This is a genomic window from [Clostridium] citroniae WAL-17108 (assembly GCF_000233455.1).
Taxonomy (GTDB): domain Bacteria; phylum Bacillota; class Clostridia; order Lachnospirales; family Lachnospiraceae; genus Enterocloster; species Enterocloster citroniae.
Map to the genome: position 1 here is coordinate 20747 of NZ_JH376434.1, position 17464 is coordinate 38210.

Below are 17464 nucleotides of genomic sequence, written 5' to 3' on the forward strand. Positions count from 1 at the left end.
TATTTCCCTCCATGATGCGTATACTGAAAGTTACGCGGATTAGGAGGGATTTTTGTGTTTTCGAGGAATAATAAGGATGTAAAAAACAGATTGGATGTGAATCATTATACGGCCAGGAGACTGGGGGATATGGCTGAGTCCTTAAACCAGCTGGCCAAGGCGTTTGATGACGAGATAGAGAAGAACGGGCAGCTGTCCCGGGGAGACGGACTGGCTGCCATGCAGGCCAGCGCTACTTTGGTGTGTGAAAACTGCAGCCAGTGCAACCTGTACGCGGACAGTGAGAAGGAGGACAGCTATTACCTGTATTATCTGCTCCGTGCATTTGAGCAAAAGGGGCATATTGACCATGACGACATGCCCCAGATGTTCCAGACCGGGTGCAGGAAGCAGGACGCTTATCTGGCACAGTTAAACCGGAGTTTGGGACGGGCTACCATGAACCTGTCGTGGAAAAACCGGTTTCTGGAAAGCCGTGATGCGGTGGTGTCCCAGTTCAGGGAAATGTCCGTGATACTGGAAGAATTTTCCCACCAGATCGATCAGGCAAGAGACATCACGGAGGAGTACGAATACATAATAAAGAAATATTTCAGGAAATATCATATGGCGGTGGGAAATCTGCTGCTGCTGGAATATGAAAATGGCCAAAAGGAGGCATTTCTCACTGTCAGGACAACCAATGGCAGGTGTGTGACTTCCAAGGAGGCGGCGGAGCTTATGGGGGACGTGGTGGATGACAGCCGCTGGAGGCCTGCGGGGGACAGCCGCAGCATCATAACAAAGCAGTATGCCACCATACGCCTGCTGGAGGATGGGGGATACCATCTGATCTATGGGGCTTCCAGGATACCGAGACAGGGAGAGCGGTATTCGGGAGACAATTATACTTTTTGTGAGAGCCAGGGCAGTCAGGTGGTCATGAGCCTTTCTGATGGTATGGGCAGCGGGGAGACTGCGTCCAAGGAGAGCAAGCAGGTGGTAGAGCTTACCGAGCAGCTTCTGGAGACAGGATTCTCAGCCAGGGCGGCCCTTAAACTGGTCAATACGGTCCTGCTTCTGGCAGGGGTGGAACAGCACCCGGCCACGCTGGATGTAAGCTGTATTGACCTGCATACAGGGGTGCTGGAGGTGATGAAGCTGGGGGCGGTACCCACCTTTATCATAGGGGATGAAGGTGTGGAGATCCTGGAGGCCGGACAAGTTCCCATGGGCATTATCAATGGTGTGGAGCCTGTGCTCATGTCCAGGAAAATGTGGGACGGCAACCGGATCGTTATGGTCAGTGACGGGGTGCTGGATGCCCTTCCCGGGGATGACAAGGAACAGGTAATGAAGCAGTATCTGGAAAGTGTGGAGGAGATGGGGCCTCAGGAACTGGCAGATCAGATACTGGAATTTGCTGTTTCGTTCATCCCCGCTCCCAGGGACGATATGACCGTGCTGACCGCCGGATTGTGGAAGCGGCATTCCTGACGGAATGGGGTAAAGGGTGCGCGCAGTATATATTCCCGGCGGATATTGCTGTATTACCTGCATTATGGGGCTTGCACGGTTGAGGTTTTACGGGTATATTATAGAGAGAACATCCGGCCGGGCCCGGCCTTTCGGGGTCCGGCCAAAAGGATGTCCATGATACAGGTGGGATAAATGGAAGAGATGGAGCATAAGGTCCGAAGGACCATAGAAGAATATCACATGCTGTCACCCGGTGACCGGGTCATTGCAGCTGTATCAGGAGGGGCAGATTCCGTCTGCCTCTTAGCGTTGTTATACGGCATGAAAGAAGAATGGGATCTGCAGCTGAGAGCCGTCCATGTCCATCACGGTCTCAGGGGACAGGAGGCTGACCGGGATGCGGATTTTGTCAGGACGTTGTGTGCAGAACTTGATGTCCCCTGTCATATCATAAAGGTAGATGTACGCCGGTTTGCGTCCGGGTCCGGCATGTCTGAGGAGGAGGCTGGACGTCATCTGAGATATGAGGCCCTGGAACAGGAGGCGCAGGAGTGGGAATCCGGGGACAAGGGCCGGGCCAGGATCGCTGTGGCCCACCACAGTGATGACCAGGCGGAGACCATCCTGCATAACATGTTCAGGGGAAGCGGATTGGCCGGGCTGAAGGGAATCCCCCATGTGAGGGGACGGATCATCCGGCCGCTGTTGGATGCGGACCGCCGGGAGATCATAGACTGGCTCAGGAAAAACGGGTTTTCCTGGGTACAGGATTCCACCAATACATCAGACCACTATACACGCAACCGCATACGCCGCCTTCTTCCTATGATCGAGGAGGATATAAACCAGGGGGCGGTGGGGAATATACTGCGAATGGGAAGGCTGGCCGGCCAGGCGGATGAATATTTGTCCATGAAGGGGAAATGCTGGATCAGGGAATACGTGAAACAGCTGGGGCCACAGGCCGCGGTGCCCTGTGCGGCACTCACGGCTGAGCCGGAGATCATCCGGTCCTATGTGGTGATGGAACTATTAAAAGACCTGGCCGGTTCGGCCAAAGATCTGGGATGGATCCATGTTCAGCAGGTGCTTGGGCTGACCGGGCGTCCGGTTGGAAAGGAAGTCCATCTTCCGTATTCCCTTGTGGCCGTAAGGGAATATGAGAGTATTTTGATCGGCAGGAACATTTCGCCGGATGAGGAAGAGGAAGGGGAAATGGCGCTGCCCAAGGTGGAAATGAGTATATTTTCCTATAAAAAAGGGACACAATTTCCCAAAAACATGTATACGAAATGGTTCGACTGTGATAGAATAAAGGGTACGCCCGTGGTGAGAACAAGGCGTCCGGGGGATTACATGACCCTGGCGGACGGAAGCCACAAGGCGTTAAAACGGTTTATGATCGATGAGAAAATACCGAGACAACTGCGGGACCAGGTCCCCCTTCTGGCAGACGGCAGTCATGTGATGTGGATTATCGGATACAGGATCAGCGAGTTTTATAAGATCGGTCCGGATACCACACGGATACTGCAGGCAGAGGCAGGCAGGAGAAAAGAATAAGTGTACGCTCGGAATCTCCCAGGGTACGCAATAAGTGAAACGGAGGATAAAGTAATGGCGGATAAGATTCGTGTATTGCTGACCGAAGAAGAGGTTGACAAACGCATCAATGAGGTGGCGGCAAAGATCAGCGAGGAATATGCTGGCAAGGAGATTCACCTGATCTGTATTTTAAAGGGCGGGGTATTCTTTACCTGTGAACTGGCAAAAAGGCTTACGGTACCCGTATCCCTGGATTTCATGTCCGTATCCAGCTATGGGGCTGGGACTGAATCCAGCGGTGTTGTGCGGATCCTTAAGGACCTGGATGAGCCGCTGGCAGGAAAGGATGTGCTGATCGTGGAGGATATCATTGACTCCGGACGCACGCTGGCATATCTGATCGAGGTCCTGAAGCAGAGAGGGCCAAAGAGCGTCCGTCTGTGTACCCTTCTTGATAAGCCGGAGCGCCGTGTGAAGAAGCAGGTCAAGGTGGATTACACCTGTTTTACAATACCGGATGAATTTGTAGTGGGATATGGGCTGGATTATGACCAGAAGTATCGTAACCTGCCCTATATCGGAGTCGTGGAATTGGATTAGGGCATTTAAAAGCCATGCCCTGGAACGCAGAAAGAAGGTCTAAGGAGGCAATTCGTTGAGACAGCAGCAGACATTTAGAGGTTTTATATTTATACTCCTGATGCTGATTTTAATCGCCACGGCAGTTCGGCTGCCATATGCAAGACAGGCGGATAAGGTTACGAATCAGGATTTTATTCAGATACTGGATGATGGGCAGGCATCAGAGGTTGCCATCCATCAGAATCCACAGACGCCCACCGGCGAAGTGGTGATCACCATGGCGGACGGACAGGTAAAGCGCCTGTATGTGACAGATGTGAAGGACACCCAGAAGATCCTGGATGACCATAAGATGGAGTATGTGGTAATGGATGTGCCCCAGGAGAATTATCTGGTGACCATTATCCTGCCCTTTATGCTGTCCATTGTGGTGGTGGTGATCATTATCATGGTTATGAACCGCAGCGCGGGAGGCGGCGGCGCCAATGCCAGGATGATGAATTTCGGCAAGAGCCGGGCAAGGATGAGCCGGGACAGCAAGGTGAATTTTTCCAATGTGGCCGGACTTGTGGAGGAAAAGGAAGAGTTGGAGGAGGTTGTGGATTTCCTCAAGAATCCCCAGAAATACACCAGCGTGGGAGCCAGGATACCCAAGGGACTCCTGCTTGTGGGACCTCCGGGAACAGGTAAGACGCTGCTGGCAAAGGCAGTGGCCGGAGAAGCAGGTGTTCCCTTCTTTTCCATATCAGGTTCTGATTTTGTGGAAATGTTTGTAGGCGTGGGAGCTTCCCGTGTCCGTGACCTGTTTGAGGAAGCCAAGAAGAATTCCCCGTGTATTGTATTTATAGATGAGATCGATGCGGTTGCCCGCCGCAGAGGCACGGGCATGGGCGGCGGCCATGATGAGAGGGAGCAGACCTTAAATCAGCTGCTGGTCGAGATGGATGGATTTGGCGTTAATGAGGGCATCATTGTGATGGCAGCCACCAACCGTGTGGATATACTGGATCCGGCCATTCTCCGTCCGGGCCGTTTTGACCGGAAGGTTGCAGTGGGCCGTCCTGACGTAAAGGGCCGTGAGGAGATCCTTAAGGTACATTCCAAGGATAAGCCCCTTAGCGAGGATGTGGATCTTCACCGCGTGGCCCAGACCACTGCGGGATTCACAGGCGCTGACCTGGAGAACCTGATGAACGAGGCAGCCATTGTGTCTGCAAGGGAGAACCGCAGGTTCATCAAGCAGAGCGATATAGACCGGGCATTTGTGAAAGTGGGGATCGGGGCTGAGAAAAAGAGCAAGGTGATTTCTGAAAAAGACAAGAAGATCACCGCTTACCACGAAGCAGGCCATGCGATCTTGTTCCATGTGCTTCCCGATGTGGGTCCGGTACACACCGTATCCATCATACCTACGGGAATCGGAGCAGCAGGCTACACCATGCCCCTTCCTGAAAAGGATGAGATGTTTAACACCAGGGGGCGCATGCTTCAGAATATTATGGTGGACCTGGGCGGACGTATCGCAGAGGAACTGATATTTGACGATATCACCACCGGCGCATCCCAGGACATCAAGCAGGCCACCCAGATCGCCAGGGCCATGGTAACCCAGTACGGTATGTCTGATAAGGTGGGTATGATCCAGTACGGCGGTGATGATAATGAAGTATTTATCGGCCGTGACCTGGCCCACACAAAGTCATACGGCAACGGCGTTGCGGACACCATTGACAGCGAGGTGAAACGGATCATCGATGACTGTTACCAGAAGGCCACGGATATCATCAAGCAGTACGATTATGTACTCCATTCCTGTGCGGCCCTGCTGATTGAGAAGGAAAAGATCAACCAGGAGGAATTTGAGGCATTGTTCGCTCCTGCACAGTGATCAGTTAATTGTGATCAATCATAAGAGAGACAGGGCGGTTCCCGGAAATGGGAGCCGCCTTCTGTATCCGCTGTCAGCTTTGTTGGGAGCGGGCATCTATGGGGCCTCGGAAACGTACTGGCAAGAGGCGGACAGGTGTTCCTGATCAGAGGAAACGGCTGGATCCTTCTCCTGGCCTTTGTGCTTATGGCAATAAGCGCCATCTTGGCAATGAACCTTTACTGGGAACGCTGGGCGGGAAATTCATAAGCCCCCCTCCTTTGTGTATTTTTACCACAAACATCCAGGAAAATAATTGATCTTTGTGCACACTTTTTCCGCCCCCTGTGCTATTATAATAAATGTAACCCCCCCCAATACATTATATAGTTTTTGCTACACCCCATAAGAAACGAAATACCTTCTCCTGAAAAGCCTGGCTACCCCGCCAGGCTTTTCACTTTGTGGCATCTATGCAAAAACGTCACCATTAAAGCGGTTTTTCTACTATTATTCGCCTTGTGCAAATAAAAAAATTCATATACAATAGATGATGGGAAAATGGATTTAAACAAATAAGGAAAAGGAAATCAACAGTGGGAGACAATATAAACCGACTTATCAACAAAGACGCCCTCTTTTCCTCAGAGACAGAGGATTACCGTTTTCCGGCTGAGCCGGACGCGGATGATGACGTATTACTTCGTATGCGGACCGGTAGGGGCAATGCAGATCATGTATATTATGTGGAGGACAAAGCAGAAGTTGAGATGGCCAAAGTGCTGTCCGATGATTTGTTTGACTATTATGAATATGAAATTACAGTAGGCACCGATCAGGTGCTTTATCACTTTAAAGTTGTATCCGGACAGGATGTCTGCCTTTATAACAGGCTGGGACCCGTGGATGATGGCCAGGCATGTTTTGATTTTAAGATCACACCGGGATTCCACACTCCTGATTGGGCCAAGGGCGCGGTTATGTACCAGATCTATGTGGACCGCTTTTGCAATGGCGACAAGGATAATGACGTGGAGTCATGTGAATATGTTTATATAGGACGCCCGGTACAAAAGATTGAGGATTGGAGCAGGAATCCTTCCGCCATGGATGTGGGATGTTTTTACGGAGGAGATCTTCAGGGAGTATGGGATAAGCTGGATTACATCAAGAGTCTGGGGGTGGAGGTCATTTACCTGAACCCGATTTTTGTATCTCCTTCCAACCACAAATATGACTGCCAGGATTACGAACACATCGATCCCCATTTTGGCAGGATCGTCAAGGACGGCGGAAGCCTGGTGGATAAGAATGCCACGGATAACAAGGGAGCGGAGAAATACATCATCCGCAGCGCGGGCTGGGAAAATCTGGAGGCCAGCGATGCATTTTTTGCAGAGTTTGTCCAGGAGATTCATAAACGGGGTATGAAGATCGTGCTGGACGGCGTATTTAACCACTGCGGTTCTTTTAACAAGTGGCTGGATGCGGAGGAGATCTATAAGAACTCAGGGGACTATGAACCAGGCGCTTATGAGACCAAGGACAGTCCTTACCACAGCTTTTTCCAGTTCCATGACGAGAGGGACCAGGCGTGGCCCTGCAACGCTACCTATGACGGCTGGTGGGGCCATGACACCCTGCCTAAACTGAACTATGAGAATTCCGGAAAACTGGTGGAATATATACTGAACGTTGCAAAGAAATGGGTATCACCGCCCTATTCCATTGACGGCTGGCGGCTGGATGTGGCGGCCGACCTGGGCCACACGGCGGAATACAACCACTCCTTCTGGCGCAGGTTCAGACAGGCGGTCAAGGAAGTGAATCCACAGACCCTTATACTTGCGGAACACTATGGGGATCCGGCAAGCTGGCTGGAGGGAGACCAGTGGGATTCCATCATGAATTATGATGCCTTTATGGAGCCGGTCACATGGTTCCTGACAGGGATGGAAAAACACAGCGACAGCTATAACGGCAGTGTGTGGGGAGACGGAGAGGCGTTCTTTAATGCCATGAAGTACCATATGAGCCGTATGCAGACCAACACAGTGCTCACTGCCATGAACCAGCTGTCCAACCATGACCATTCCAGATTCCTTACAAGGACCAATCAGGTAGTGGGGCGGACCGGCACCTTAGGGCCTGAGAAGGCTTCGGAGAATGTAAAGCTTCCCGTGTTCCGGGAGGCGGTGGTGATCCAGATGACATGGCCGGGCGCTCCCACTTTATATTATGGCGATGAGGCTGGTGTGTGCGGATGGACAGACCCGGACAGCAGAAGGACCTATCCCTGGGGCAGTGAGGACTTGGAATTGATTGAGTTCCACCGCTATATGACAGGCATCCACAACCGGCTTCCCGTGTTCAAGAAGGGCAGTGTAAAGCCTCTTGTGGCAAAGCACCAGCAGATCGCATTCGGCCGCATGTACCGGGAATACCAGGCAGTGACCGTGGTATCCAACAGCCCTGAGATCCAGATGATGGAAATTCCCGTGTGGCAGCTGGGTATCACGGATGATATGATCCTGGGCCGTCCCATACTTACCATGGAGAGCGGTTATAATGCGGGAATCATGATGTACCGGGTTAAAAACGGTGTGTTAAAGGTGAATATGCCGCCTTACAGCGCGGCGGTGTTTATCTCCAAGCCGGAAGATTTTTATCCGGTGGTGGATTCCCGGTTTGCAGATGGGGTTGGGGAAGAAAAGTAGAAGGAACAGAGTACTCCTGACAGGTAGTGTCAGGGGTACTTTTTCCTTCTGGTATCTCCGGAGATTTTTCCTGTGTATGGTGATTTGCATAAATTGCGATGAAAATAAAAACAGATCCAAAACATGAGAGAGGGACAGCCGAAACCGGCTGTCCCTCTCTCATTACCTTAAAAATATCGAATTTGTTTTAATGCGGGTGGCCGGACTTGAACCGGCACGGTATCGCTACCGAGGGATTTTAAGTCCCTTGTGTCTGCCTATTCCACCACACCCGCATAAGCACAGGTGTACTTACTGTGCGTGCCACGGCTGAAAACCAGGACCTTTACGCGCAATGCACTGATGTCCTTAAGCTATAACTGACACGCTAGTGGGCGAAGGTGGATTCGAACCACCGAAGCTATAAGCAGCAGATTTACAGTCTGTCCCCTTTGGCCACTCGGGAATTCGCCCAAATATTGCTTTGACAAGCAGTGATTATAATACCACAGACAGGGGGAAAAATCAAGAGGTTTGCACAATTTTTGTACGTATCAGGGTGCATTTTAGGTGCTGGAACAGAGCACGATTCCGGTTGGATGGGGCAGTGGGGAAACGTCCTGAACTGTTACTATAATTTTTAATAAAAAGAGTATTGACAAATAAATAACGAAGTGATATATTAAAAAAGGATTCAGTATCCATTTTTTATTAAATAGTTTGTTTAATAGTTAAATAAAGTCCGGCAGATGCAGATTGCAGACATGAGAATAAGTGCACTTGCAAACGGCTATACACTTTTGTTGGCTAGTTTGTTTAATACATAAACAAATAAATGGAGAACATTTAACAATGGGAAGAGAAGGATTTAAATATCACTGGTGGGGCAAGGGCGATATTGATGCCTCCTTTGGGATCTTCTTTGATGGATTTTCAAAGATCCTGACAGCCACAGGTATCATGACAGTGGTGTTCGGCATGCCGGCGTCCATTGTCATCGGCAAGGTGGTGCCGGGGATCGGACTTGCCATATTCCTGGGAAATCTGTGGTACTTTTTTGAAGCCTCACAGCTGGCCGGCAAGGAAAAGAGGCAGGATGTCACATCCCAGCCCTTTGGGATCGGCGCATCCCAGCTTTCAGGCTGGCTGTATCTGATCATCGGCCCGGTGTACTGGCAGACCAGGGATGCCCAGCTGGCATTCCAGGTAGGACTGGCTGCTGCTTTTATCGGCGGCATGGTAGAGGTGGCTGGCGGTTTTGCAGGGAGATGGATCATCAATAATGTGCCCAACTGCGCGCTTATGGGAAATATGGCCTCATCGGCCATGGTATGGCTGTCCATTGTTGGGCTGGCCATGGTGTTTGACAAGCCGGTGTATGGGCTTTTGCCGCTGTTCATTATCATCATCGATTACCTGGGCAAGGCGGATAAGCGGTTTGCCAAGATCCCCTCCGGAGTGGTGGCTATCCTGATCGGCACAGCCGCTGCCTGGGCGGGAGGATACCTGACTTGGGGCCAGTTTGAACAATCCTTTTCCAGTCTTGGGTTTTATCCCCCTTCCCTCAGCCTGGGGGATGTGACGGCTGGATTTAAGGGGATCGTGCCATTTCTTCCGGTGATCATCCCGCTCCAGATCAACAATTTCCTGTCCACTCTTCAGGGGCTGGAATCAGCCAGAATGGCGGGGGATGCATATCCGGAACGCCGGTCCATGATCATGGATGGGGTGTCCACCATTACCGGCTCCCTGTTTGGCAACCCCTTTCCCACCACGGTGTACTTCGGTCATCCGGGCTGGAAGGAGCTGGGGGCAAGGGCGGGATTTTCCCTTGTGAACGGTATCCTTTACCTTGTCATCTGCACCACGGGAATGACCGGGGTGCTGATGGCCCTTATTCCAACAGAGGCTGTGATGGTGCTTCTCATCTTTATCGGTTTTTCAGTGACCGACAGTACGTTCCGGTCCATGGATAAGAAATACTATCAGGTGATATTTTTATCCCTGATGCCCATTCTGTTCCAATACATGCAGACGCTCATCAGCTCGTCCGTGCAGGCGGCAGGGGCAGCCATGGAAAACATATCCTCCGCAACATTTGCCGAGTATTCCGTGCCCATTGAGGGCATCATGTATCTTGGGAACGGTGGTTTCCTCACCAGCCTTTTGCTGGCAGGTCTTCTGGCCTGTGTGGTGGACCGGCGCTACCGGATGGCAGGCGGGTTTGCCCTGGTGATGGCGGGCTGTGCGGCCATAGGAATGATCCATTGTCCGGAGATCGCGCTGCTGTCCGGTCCGGGGATCGTGTTTGGGATCATTTACCTTACGGTTGCCATTTTCCTGTTTTCAAAGGGATATTATTTTGAGCAGCAGACAGAGGAAAAAGGACCGCACCCCATGGTGCAGGATCATATATAATTTTCATTACAGGAGGAAATAAGTATGGGAAAGGCAATACCTTTTTTCAAAAAGGCAGACCTGGATGCATCCATTGGCGTGTTCTTTGATGGATTTTCCAAGGTAATCGTGGCGATCGCCATTTTAGCAGGCACATTTGGGCTGGATGGAAGGACCATCTTCGGCACCATGATGCCGGGTGTATTTCTCACCGTGGTCATCCTAAACGGAGGGCTTTGGCTCTATTACAGGAAGATAGCGGCTGACCGCAACGACCCGAACCTGACCGCGATCCCTGCCGGTCTGCAGGCAGGCCGTATGTTTATCTGGCTTTACAGCATCATGCTTCCGGTATTCATAAGCACAGGCAGCGCGGACCTTGCGTTTAAGACAGGCGTGCTGGCCCATCTGGTGGGCGGGATCATCTTTATTATCGGCGCATTTGTGGTTCCGGTCATCTTAAGGATCGTGCCGGCCGGCGCACTGTTCGGCTCCCTGGCCGGAGGGGCCATGGCATTCCTGATCATGCAGTCCATGAACGGCGTTCTGAAAATGCCTCTGGTGGGATGGCTGTCCCTGATGGTACTGTTTGTGATCTATCTGGGCAAGGTGGAGGTTAAGCTTCCCGCAGCCCTTATAGCCATTGTGATCGGCTCTGTTGTGGCGTGGATCAGCGGTGTCATGGGATTTGGCGCAGTGACGGAATCCCTGAGTAACCTGAGTTTCTACATACCACTCCCGGTACTGGACATTTTTAACCCTGACGTTATCAGCGCCATGATCCCATTCCTGCCCATTATCATTGTGTTTTCCCTGAATGAGGTCATCACAGGGATCCAGGCAGTGGAGCAGGCCAAGGAATGCGGCGATACCTTTTTTACAACAACCAAACCCCTTGTGCTGTGCGGTGTGGCCAGCATTGTGGGGGCATGCTTTGGAAATCCTCTGGCCGTGGGCCTGTACTGGGGATATCCGGGATGGAAGAAAATGGAATCCGGAACGGGATATCATCTTGGAATCGTTGCCCTGTATGCTCTGGTGGGACTGACCGGACTTTCAGCCATCATCAATGCTTTTATCCCTGAAGCGGTGGTTCTGCCTATTCTGGTATTTGTAGGAATATCCAGTTATTCCCAGGCTTTTGAGGTGGTGGATAAAAAGTATTATCCGGCGGTCATCATGGCTTCCCTGCCGGTTGTCATGGACTTTATTGTGGACAACATGAAGGAAGGCACCCTTCCCGGATTTACGGCCTTTGACCCCGGCTCTGCATTTGTGGGACTTCTGGTGGGCTGTGTTTTCGTATTTATCATAGACAACAATTGGAAAAATGCCTCCATTACCAATGGGGCGGCCCTGGCCCTGACAGCAATTGGAATGATCCATTCCCCGGGGATACTGGGCACGGAAGGATATGCGCCGGATATGGGATTTATACAGGTGTACATTGTGCTGATCATTGTATTTGCAGTAATGCATGTCACAGGTTTTAACAGGAAAAAAGCTTGAATCAGGAGGAAGTAAAGGTGAAGACACTTGTAATTATAGGAGCGGCAAGAAAAAACGGGCATACGCGCCAGATGGTGGATCTGTTTCTGGAGCACCTGGATGGTGAAAAGGAGATCATCGATGCCTACCGCACGGAAGTAAAGCCCTGTGTGGACTGCCGGTTCTGCTGGAAAAAGAAGGAATGTGCCATCAAGGACGGCATGCAGGAAATCTATCAGAAACTGGAGGAAGCGGACAACATCATCCTGGCCTCCCCCATGTATTTCCACTCCATCACAGGGAGGATGAAGTCCCTGATCGACCGTTTCCAGGTGTATTGGGCAGGTCATGTGAGAAATGATATGCCGGAAACATTTTTGCGCAAAGGCGCCATACTGATGGTGGGCGGCGCTCCCTCCTTTGAGAACCAGTTCCTGGGCGGGGAGATCGTGCTTAAGAACCTGTTAAATGATCTGAGCACAGAGTGTCTGGGCCAGGTCTGTCTGCCAAACAGCGACAGGGACAGTCTTGAAACCAGGCCTGATATCGCGGCGCAGGTTATTGCTTTGGCGGAAAAGATGAATCGGGCAGTAAAATAAGCCGTCCTGAACAGTTACAATAAAACAAACATAAATAGGAGGAATTATCATGCAGGGTTACACTTACACAAAGGGAGAGCATTATCCGGTAGAACATTTGGTTTTTAAGGTAGCGCCGGAGGACGTGGAGCATTATCTGGCGGTTGACCATGAGATCTGGACTTTAAAGGAGGCATATGCGCCTGGATTTGACCATATCCCCTTCCTTTACAAAGAGGTTTGGGTCAATGACAACAAGCCGGGCGAAATCCACTTCATCTTTGTCTGGGAGAGCATTGAGTCCTGGAGAAAGATCGATGACAAGGAATACCAGGCTAAACTGATCAAGGAGTTTGACGAGAAGTTCGGCCGGCCTTACGAGTTCATCCGCTGCGTGCAGAATGAGGAGAACTTCGGCGTTCACCGTGTGAGCCGTTTTGAGAGAATCTAGTAAAGGAGCGAGGAAAAGAATATGAGATTTGAAGATAAAGTAGTGATCGTTACCGGCGCAAGCTCCGGTATCGGTGAGGGAGTTGCCAGGAAATTCCTGGATGAGGGCGCTTTGGTTGTGGGATGCGGCATTGAGCCTGAGATGCATATTGAGAGCAGCAGGGCCATCTATGTACAGGCCAACCTTACTGAGTTTGCCCAGGCGCAGCATGTGGTGGAGGAAGCAGTGAAGGCATTTGGCAGGGTGAATAAGCTGGTGTGCTGCGCAGGGGTTACCTTTGTGGGTTCCCTGGAGACAACGGATTATGACACCTTTATGAGGGAGCTTTCCATTAACATGGGCGGCGTGTTCAATATGTGCAAGGCAGCTATTTCCGAGCTTAAGAAGCAGGAAGGTTCCACCATTGTGAACGTGGGATCCGACCTGGGAGTGCGTCCCATTCCGGAGCGCATCGGCTACTGCCCGTCCAAGGCTGGCGTTATCATGCTGACTAAATGCATTGCCCTGGAGTATGCTCCTTCCATCCGTGTAAATGCCATCCTTCCGGGACTGGTGCGCACACCTATGATCGAGCAGAGGTTTACAGAGGCAGAGGATCCAAAGGCTCTGGAAGAGTCATACGCAAGCCTGTACCCCCTGCACAAGATGGGGAAGATCGAGGATATGGCCAATGCCATTGCATTCCTGTCCAGCGATGAAAGCGGGTTTATCACAGGAGAGATCATGCAGGTCTGCGGCGGCAGTCTGATTTAAGGAGGAATGACATGGCAACATCTTTATTTAAAATGCCTTTTGATATTGAAAAGACCAGGGTGAAGCAGATCTACAGAAGCAGCTCCCTGGACCAGGCGCAGGTGGAAACCATAACATGTGAGGAGATGGAGGAAATCTACGGGGACCTGAAGTTTGAGGCTCTCCACGAGGACCGTCCCTATACATATACGTCCCTGGTCACATCCATTGACGGAAGGATCGCATTTACAGACGCACCCCAGGGGCCCCTCATTGCAAAGCTGAACAAGTATGACGGGGATGGGGCCGGCGCCGACTGGTGGATCCTCAACATGCTCAGGGCCGTGTCTGACGGAGATATCATTGGTGCGGGCACCATGAATGCGGAGAGTGACTATACGGCCCATGTGTTCTCGCAGCAGCTGGAGGATGCAAGGGTGGCGGCCGGCATGGAGCCGGTCCCATGGAATATCATCTCATCCCTGGATGCAACAGACATTCCTTTTGACCATGTACTGTTTAAAACAAAGGAAGTTCCCGTGATGATCAGCACCAGCACTGCCGGTGTTCCTGTTATCCGGGAAAAAATGAAGGAAGATTACTACCTGGTGGGGCCTGTTAAGGATATTTCTGAGGTCACCGGGGAAATGATCGAGTCCATGAAGGCAAACCGGAACAAGGTACTGGTGATCGCCACAGGCGACAAGGCGCCGGATTCCAAGGTTGCCCTCTATATCATGAAGAAATTCGGCCTTAACAAGGTGCTGGTGGAGACTCCCTCCTACATGCATTACCTGGTATCCCAGGGCATGATGGATGAGCTGTTCTTTAATTACTCCTGCATTTATGTGGGCGGGCAGGCGCTGACCATCGGCAAATTCGGGCAGGAGTTTGGCTCTGAGGACCACCCCCATACCAGGATGCTGAGCATCCATTCCCACAGCGATCATTTCTTCTATTTCAGGCATAAGCTGATTTATGGTTAGGGAAAGGGGCAAATAAAATGCCGTGCATACAGGTAAAAACAAACGTTAAGACCTCCCGTCAGGCTGCGGAGGAGATCAAGGAAGCATTGGGGCAGGCCATCAGCTGTCTTCCGGGAAAAAGCGAGGATTGGCTTATGGTGTCCATTGAGGACGGATGCCAGATGTTCTTTGGAGGAAAGGGCAGCCGGCCCATCGCCATGGTGGAGGTAAAGATTCTGGGAAATGCCGTGGATCAGGAAGGCGCCAAACGCATGACCGGGGAAATGACCAGAGTATTAGGCGGGACTTTGGGGGTATCGCCTGATAACATGTACATTAAATATGAAGCATCTCCTGACTGGGGATGGAATGGAACGAACTTTTAATAGGCTGGCAGAGACGGTGTGATGCAGGATCCGCCGGCAGTTAAAGAGGGGACTGGATCTTCCAGGTGCCCCTCTTTTTGTATGGTCATGTTTCGGTTTACATATCCGCCCTAACCATGGGCTGATAAAATCTCAAAAAATTCCTCAATGGCTTTGAGGGAGGCCCCAAGGATCGGCCCTTCATTTCCAAGTGAGGAGATCAGGATCTCCTGGGTATGGGTGATGGGGAGGACAATATCCTTCATGATCTCAGGCAACAGGTAAGGGAGGGACTGGATGAGATGGGAGTTAAGGATGATCATTTCGCAGTTTACAAAAAATATGATGTTGGACAATCCGATGGCCAGGTTGCGGATGTATGTGTCCAGGATGGCCAGCGCAGAGGGATGCTGCTTTTTAACCAGCTCTATAAACTCATCAATATCCTCCAGGGGTTTCTCCAGATGGAGGTTGATCTCGTCCAGAAGGTATTGGTCTGAGCAGTACTGTTCCCAGCACCCGTATTTGCCGCAGGAGCATTGCTTTGTCTCCTGGATGTTGATGGTGTGGTGCCCAACTGCATTGGCAAATCCCAGGTAACCGCGGATAAGCTGGCCGTTGGAGATCATGCCGCAGGATATGACATCGGAGATGCACAGTACGGTCAGCTCCTCATACTGGGGATGAAGGCGGGATTCCATGGAAGCTGCCAGGTTCCCGTCATTGTCAATGTACACAGGTACATTGTAGCGCTGTTCCAGCAAGGACTTAATATCGATGTTGTGCCACTGGAGCTTGGGAATAAAGCGGATGACCCCGTCCAGATCAATGATCCCACGCACAGCCAGGCTGATGCCGATCAGCCCGTAGGGGCAGGGCGGTATTTCCCTGATCATTTTGTCAATTGCCACATAGATCTGCTGGTACACGTAGGAAAACGCCTTTTTCTCAATGAACAGGGACCGGCGGCTGATAATATCGTTGTTCAGGTCCGTGAGGATGAGACTGATACGGCGCGCCCCGATATCAACGGCAATGCAGTAACCCGCCTTGGCAGCCAGGGTAAGGATGATGGGGGGCCGTCCTCCGCTGGAATCACCCATGGTGGTTTCCTCCACCAGCTTCAGGCTCATCCATTCCTTTACAATGGTGGAAACAGTGGCCTTATTAAGCCCCGTCTCCTCGGAAATACGGGCGCGGGAAATCTGCTTTTTGTTTAATATATGTTTGATAATGGTCAGCCGGTTGGCTGAGCGTATGTCCTTGGTCTGTGATATTTTCATGGGTATGCCTCGATGTTAAAGTATGATTCCATATCAGGAGATGATTTTAATTAGTCATATCATAACATACAGAGGAAATGACCGCAAGTCAAAGCCGGGACCCGGCTCACGGACTGAGCCATGCAAATGCAGGAAGATTGCGCAGTATGCCGAATAGGAGGAGGAAACCGGCCATGATGTAAAGGACCAGGTTCTGGGCCCTTGTGGGCTGCAGCCTGCCGCTTTTTATATACCGGAAAGCCATTTGAAATGCGATTATAAGGCCGGGTGGAAGGATCAGCATGACGGCGGCATTAGCCTGAAAGGCCGACTGAAAGTCCAGGGACAGCAGGGACAGACACATGCGGCTCACTCCGCAGCCGGGGCAGTACAGTCCTGTAATGGTATGGAACATGCAGGGGATAAGGGGATGGCCTGCCAGAATACAGAGTAATGCATAAAACAGGCCGGCTCCCAGGAGCCCGCCTGTTTTTATACATAATCGTATCAAACGCTTATGCATTGGGAAGGTATTTGTTTAACTCGTTCTGCAGCAGGGCATAGGACACAATGCCCAGGCCGAACAGGCTGAGAAGCAGATAGACCACAGGTGCGCTTCCCCTTGGTTCACCGTGTTGGTCGTGAAGCATCTCCACTGCATTTCCCATCTGGTACATCCAGAAAAGCCCGTAGATACCGCAGGTGATCAGTGTGAACAGGAAAACCATTCCACCGCTTGTGCCCTGTCTTCCGGAGAGGCTGTTTGTGTCATCATTGAGCACAATCATCCAGTAGATGCCGTATAAGCCGCAGGTAATCAGGCTCAGCAGGATGCAGACCACAATATTGCGCTGTTTCATACGTATTTCCTCCTTGGTATGTTTTGATATGCAATACAGGTAGATTCTATCACAGGCTCTGCGTATTATCAACAAAAAGCATGTAAAATAAGACATTTTCAGACACCGGCCATATGGTGCATTACTGGTAAAAACTCATTTTTATGGACGAATGGGGCTGGATATGGTATACTAACTAAGATAGGCGTATTCCGATTATGGATACGAATGGAGGCAGA

The 17464-nt window shown here is 51.1% G+C and carries 15 protein-coding genes and 2 tRNA genes; 12 read left to right on the forward strand and 5 right to left on the reverse strand.

The window, feature by feature from the left end; all coding sequences use genetic code 11:
* The first annotated feature begins 54 nt into the window (after positions 1-54).
* The 5 genes from HMPREF9469_RS29205 (at position 55) to HMPREF9469_RS29225 (ending at position 8169) form a co-directional block, all read left to right on the forward strand.
* A complete protein-coding gene (locus HMPREF9469_RS29205; RefSeq protein WP_007871097.1) occupies positions 55-1476 on the forward strand; it encodes a SpoIIE family protein phosphatase in 1422 nt (473 codons plus the stop codon).
* A gap of 174 nt (positions 1477-1650) precedes the next feature.
* Positions 1651-3021: a tRNA lysidine(34) synthetase TilS gene (tilS, locus tag HMPREF9469_RS29210; RefSeq protein WP_007871099.1), complete on the forward strand. Its 1371-nt coding sequence runs from the start codon at positions 1651-1653 to the stop codon at positions 3019-3021.
* Between the two features lie 54 nt (positions 3022-3075).
* Positions 3076-3603 (forward strand): hypoxanthine phosphoribosyltransferase, encoded by a 528-nt coding sequence (hpt, locus tag HMPREF9469_RS29215; RefSeq protein WP_007871119.1) that lies wholly within the window; start codon positions 3076-3078, stop codon positions 3601-3603.
* Positions 3604-3658: 55 nt separating this feature from the next.
* Positions 3659-5473 carry an ATP-dependent zinc metalloprotease FtsH gene (gene ftsH / locus HMPREF9469_RS29220; protein ID WP_007871122.1) on the forward strand — a complete coding sequence of 605 codons (1815 nt, stop codon included), beginning with the start codon at positions 3659-3661 and terminating at the stop codon, positions 5471-5473.
* Positions 5474-6048: 575 nt separating this feature from the next.
* Positions 6049-8169, forward strand: a complete 2121-nt coding sequence (locus tag HMPREF9469_RS29225; protein WP_007871125.1) for a glycoside hydrolase family 13 protein — start codon at positions 6049-6051, stop codon at positions 8167-8169.
* Positions 8170-8360: 191 nt separating this feature from the next.
* On the opposite strand, the gene HMPREF9469_RS29230 is transcribed toward HMPREF9469_RS29225, so the two are convergent.
* A tRNA-Leu gene (locus tag HMPREF9469_RS29230) sits at positions 8361-8444 on the reverse strand.
* Between the two features lie 96 nt (positions 8445-8540).
* Positions 8541-8622 (reverse strand) — tRNA-Tyr (locus HMPREF9469_RS29235).
* Between the two features lie 378 nt (positions 8623-9000).
* On the opposite strand from HMPREF9469_RS29235, the gene HMPREF9469_RS29240 reads away from it, so the two are divergent.
* The 7 genes from HMPREF9469_RS29240 to HMPREF9469_RS29270 are packed head-to-tail and all read left to right on the forward strand — an operon-like array spanning position 9001 to position 15145.
* Positions 9001-10566, forward strand: a complete 1566-nt coding sequence (locus HMPREF9469_RS29240) for a SulP family inorganic anion transporter (protein ID WP_007871127.1) — start codon at positions 9001-9003, stop codon at positions 10564-10566.
* A gap of 24 nt (positions 10567-10590) precedes the next feature.
* Positions 10591-12054, forward strand: a complete 1464-nt coding sequence (locus HMPREF9469_RS29245) for a hypothetical protein (protein ID WP_007871128.1) — start codon at positions 10591-10593, stop codon at positions 12052-12054.
* A gap of 17 nt (positions 12055-12071) precedes the next feature.
* Complete coding sequence (locus HMPREF9469_RS29250; RefSeq protein WP_007871131.1) at positions 12072-12632, forward strand: flavodoxin family protein; 561 nt, start codon at positions 12072-12074, stop codon at positions 12630-12632.
* A gap of 49 nt (positions 12633-12681) precedes the next feature.
* A complete protein-coding gene (locus HMPREF9469_RS29255) occupies positions 12682-13062 on the forward strand; it encodes a TIGR03792 family protein (protein ID WP_007871133.1) in 381 nt (126 codons plus the stop codon).
* 21 nt (positions 13063-13083) lie between these two features.
* On the forward strand, positions 13084-13815 hold the full coding sequence (locus HMPREF9469_RS29260; RefSeq protein WP_007871135.1) for an SDR family NAD(P)-dependent oxidoreductase: 732 nt from the start codon (positions 13084-13086) through the stop codon (positions 13813-13815).
* Between the two features lie 11 nt (positions 13816-13826).
* Positions 13827-14780, forward strand: coding sequence for a dihydrofolate reductase family protein (locus HMPREF9469_RS29265; RefSeq protein WP_007871136.1), 954 nt, complete (start codon positions 13827-13829; stop codon positions 14778-14780).
* A 17-nt stretch (positions 14781-14797) separates the two neighbouring features.
* Positions 14798-15145 (forward strand): phenylpyruvate tautomerase MIF-related protein, encoded by a 348-nt coding sequence (locus HMPREF9469_RS29270; RefSeq protein ID WP_007871138.1) that lies wholly within the window; start codon positions 14798-14800, stop codon positions 15143-15145.
* A 110-nt stretch (positions 15146-15255) separates the two neighbouring features.
* On the opposite strand, the gene HMPREF9469_RS29275 is transcribed toward HMPREF9469_RS29270, so the two are convergent.
* The 3 genes from HMPREF9469_RS29275 to HMPREF9469_RS29285 form a co-directional block, all read right to left on the reverse strand.
* Positions 15256-16407, reverse strand: coding sequence for an ROK family transcriptional regulator (locus HMPREF9469_RS29275; RefSeq protein WP_007871140.1), 1152 nt, complete (start codon positions 16405-16407; stop codon positions 15256-15258).
* A 106-nt stretch (positions 16408-16513) separates the two neighbouring features.
* Entirely contained in the window at positions 16514-16909 is a 396-nt protein-coding gene (locus HMPREF9469_RS29280) for a DUF2752 domain-containing protein (protein ID WP_007871143.1), read from the reverse strand.
* Positions 16902-17246 carry a DUF4234 domain-containing protein gene (locus HMPREF9469_RS29285; RefSeq protein ID WP_007871146.1) on the reverse strand — a complete coding sequence of 115 codons (345 nt, stop codon included), beginning with the start codon at positions 17244-17246 and terminating at the stop codon, positions 16902-16904. Before HMPREF9469_RS29285 ends, HMPREF9469_RS29280 begins: the two co-directional genes overlap by 8 nt.
* Positions 17247-17464: the final 218 nt, after the last annotated feature.

Excerpts from the sequence above, each read along its gene's own strand:
- tilS (WP_007871099.1), top strand. The coding sequence starts at position 1,651 with ATGGAAGAGATGGAGCATAAGGTCCGAAGGACCATAGAAGAATATCAC.
- hpt (WP_007871119.1), top strand. The coding sequence starts at position 3,076 with ATGGCGGATAAGATTCGTGTATTGCTGACCGAAGAAGAGGTTGACAAA.
- HMPREF9469_RS29240 (WP_007871127.1), top strand. The coding sequence starts at position 9,001 with ATGGGAAGAGAAGGATTTAAATATCACTGGTGGGGCAAGGGCGATATT.
- HMPREF9469_RS29245 (WP_007871128.1), top strand. The coding sequence starts at position 10,591 with ATGGGAAAGGCAATACCTTTTTTCAAAAAGGCAGACCTGGATGCATCC.
- HMPREF9469_RS29255 (WP_007871133.1), top strand. The coding sequence starts at position 12,682 with ATGCAGGGTTACACTTACACAAAGGGAGAGCATTATCCGGTAGAACAT.
- HMPREF9469_RS29260 (WP_007871135.1), top strand. The coding sequence starts at position 13,084 with ATGAGATTTGAAGATAAAGTAGTGATCGTTACCGGCGCAAGCTCCGGT.
- HMPREF9469_RS29265 (WP_007871136.1), top strand. The coding sequence starts at position 13,827 with ATGGCAACATCTTTATTTAAAATGCCTTTTGATATTGAAAAGACCAGG.
- HMPREF9469_RS29270 (WP_007871138.1), top strand. The coding sequence starts at position 14,798 with ATGCCGTGCATACAGGTAAAAACAAACGTTAAGACCTCCCGTCAGGCT.
- HMPREF9469_RS29275 (WP_007871140.1), bottom strand. The coding sequence starts at position 16,407 with ATGAAAATATCACAGACCAAGGACATACGCTCAGCCAACCGGCTGACC.
- HMPREF9469_RS29280 (WP_007871143.1), bottom strand. The coding sequence starts at position 16,909 with ATGCATAAGCGTTTGATACGATTATGTATAAAAACAGGCGGGCTCCTG.
- HMPREF9469_RS29285 (WP_007871146.1), bottom strand. The coding sequence starts at position 17,246 with ATGAAACAGCGCAATATTGTGGTCTGCATCCTGCTGAGCCTGATTACC.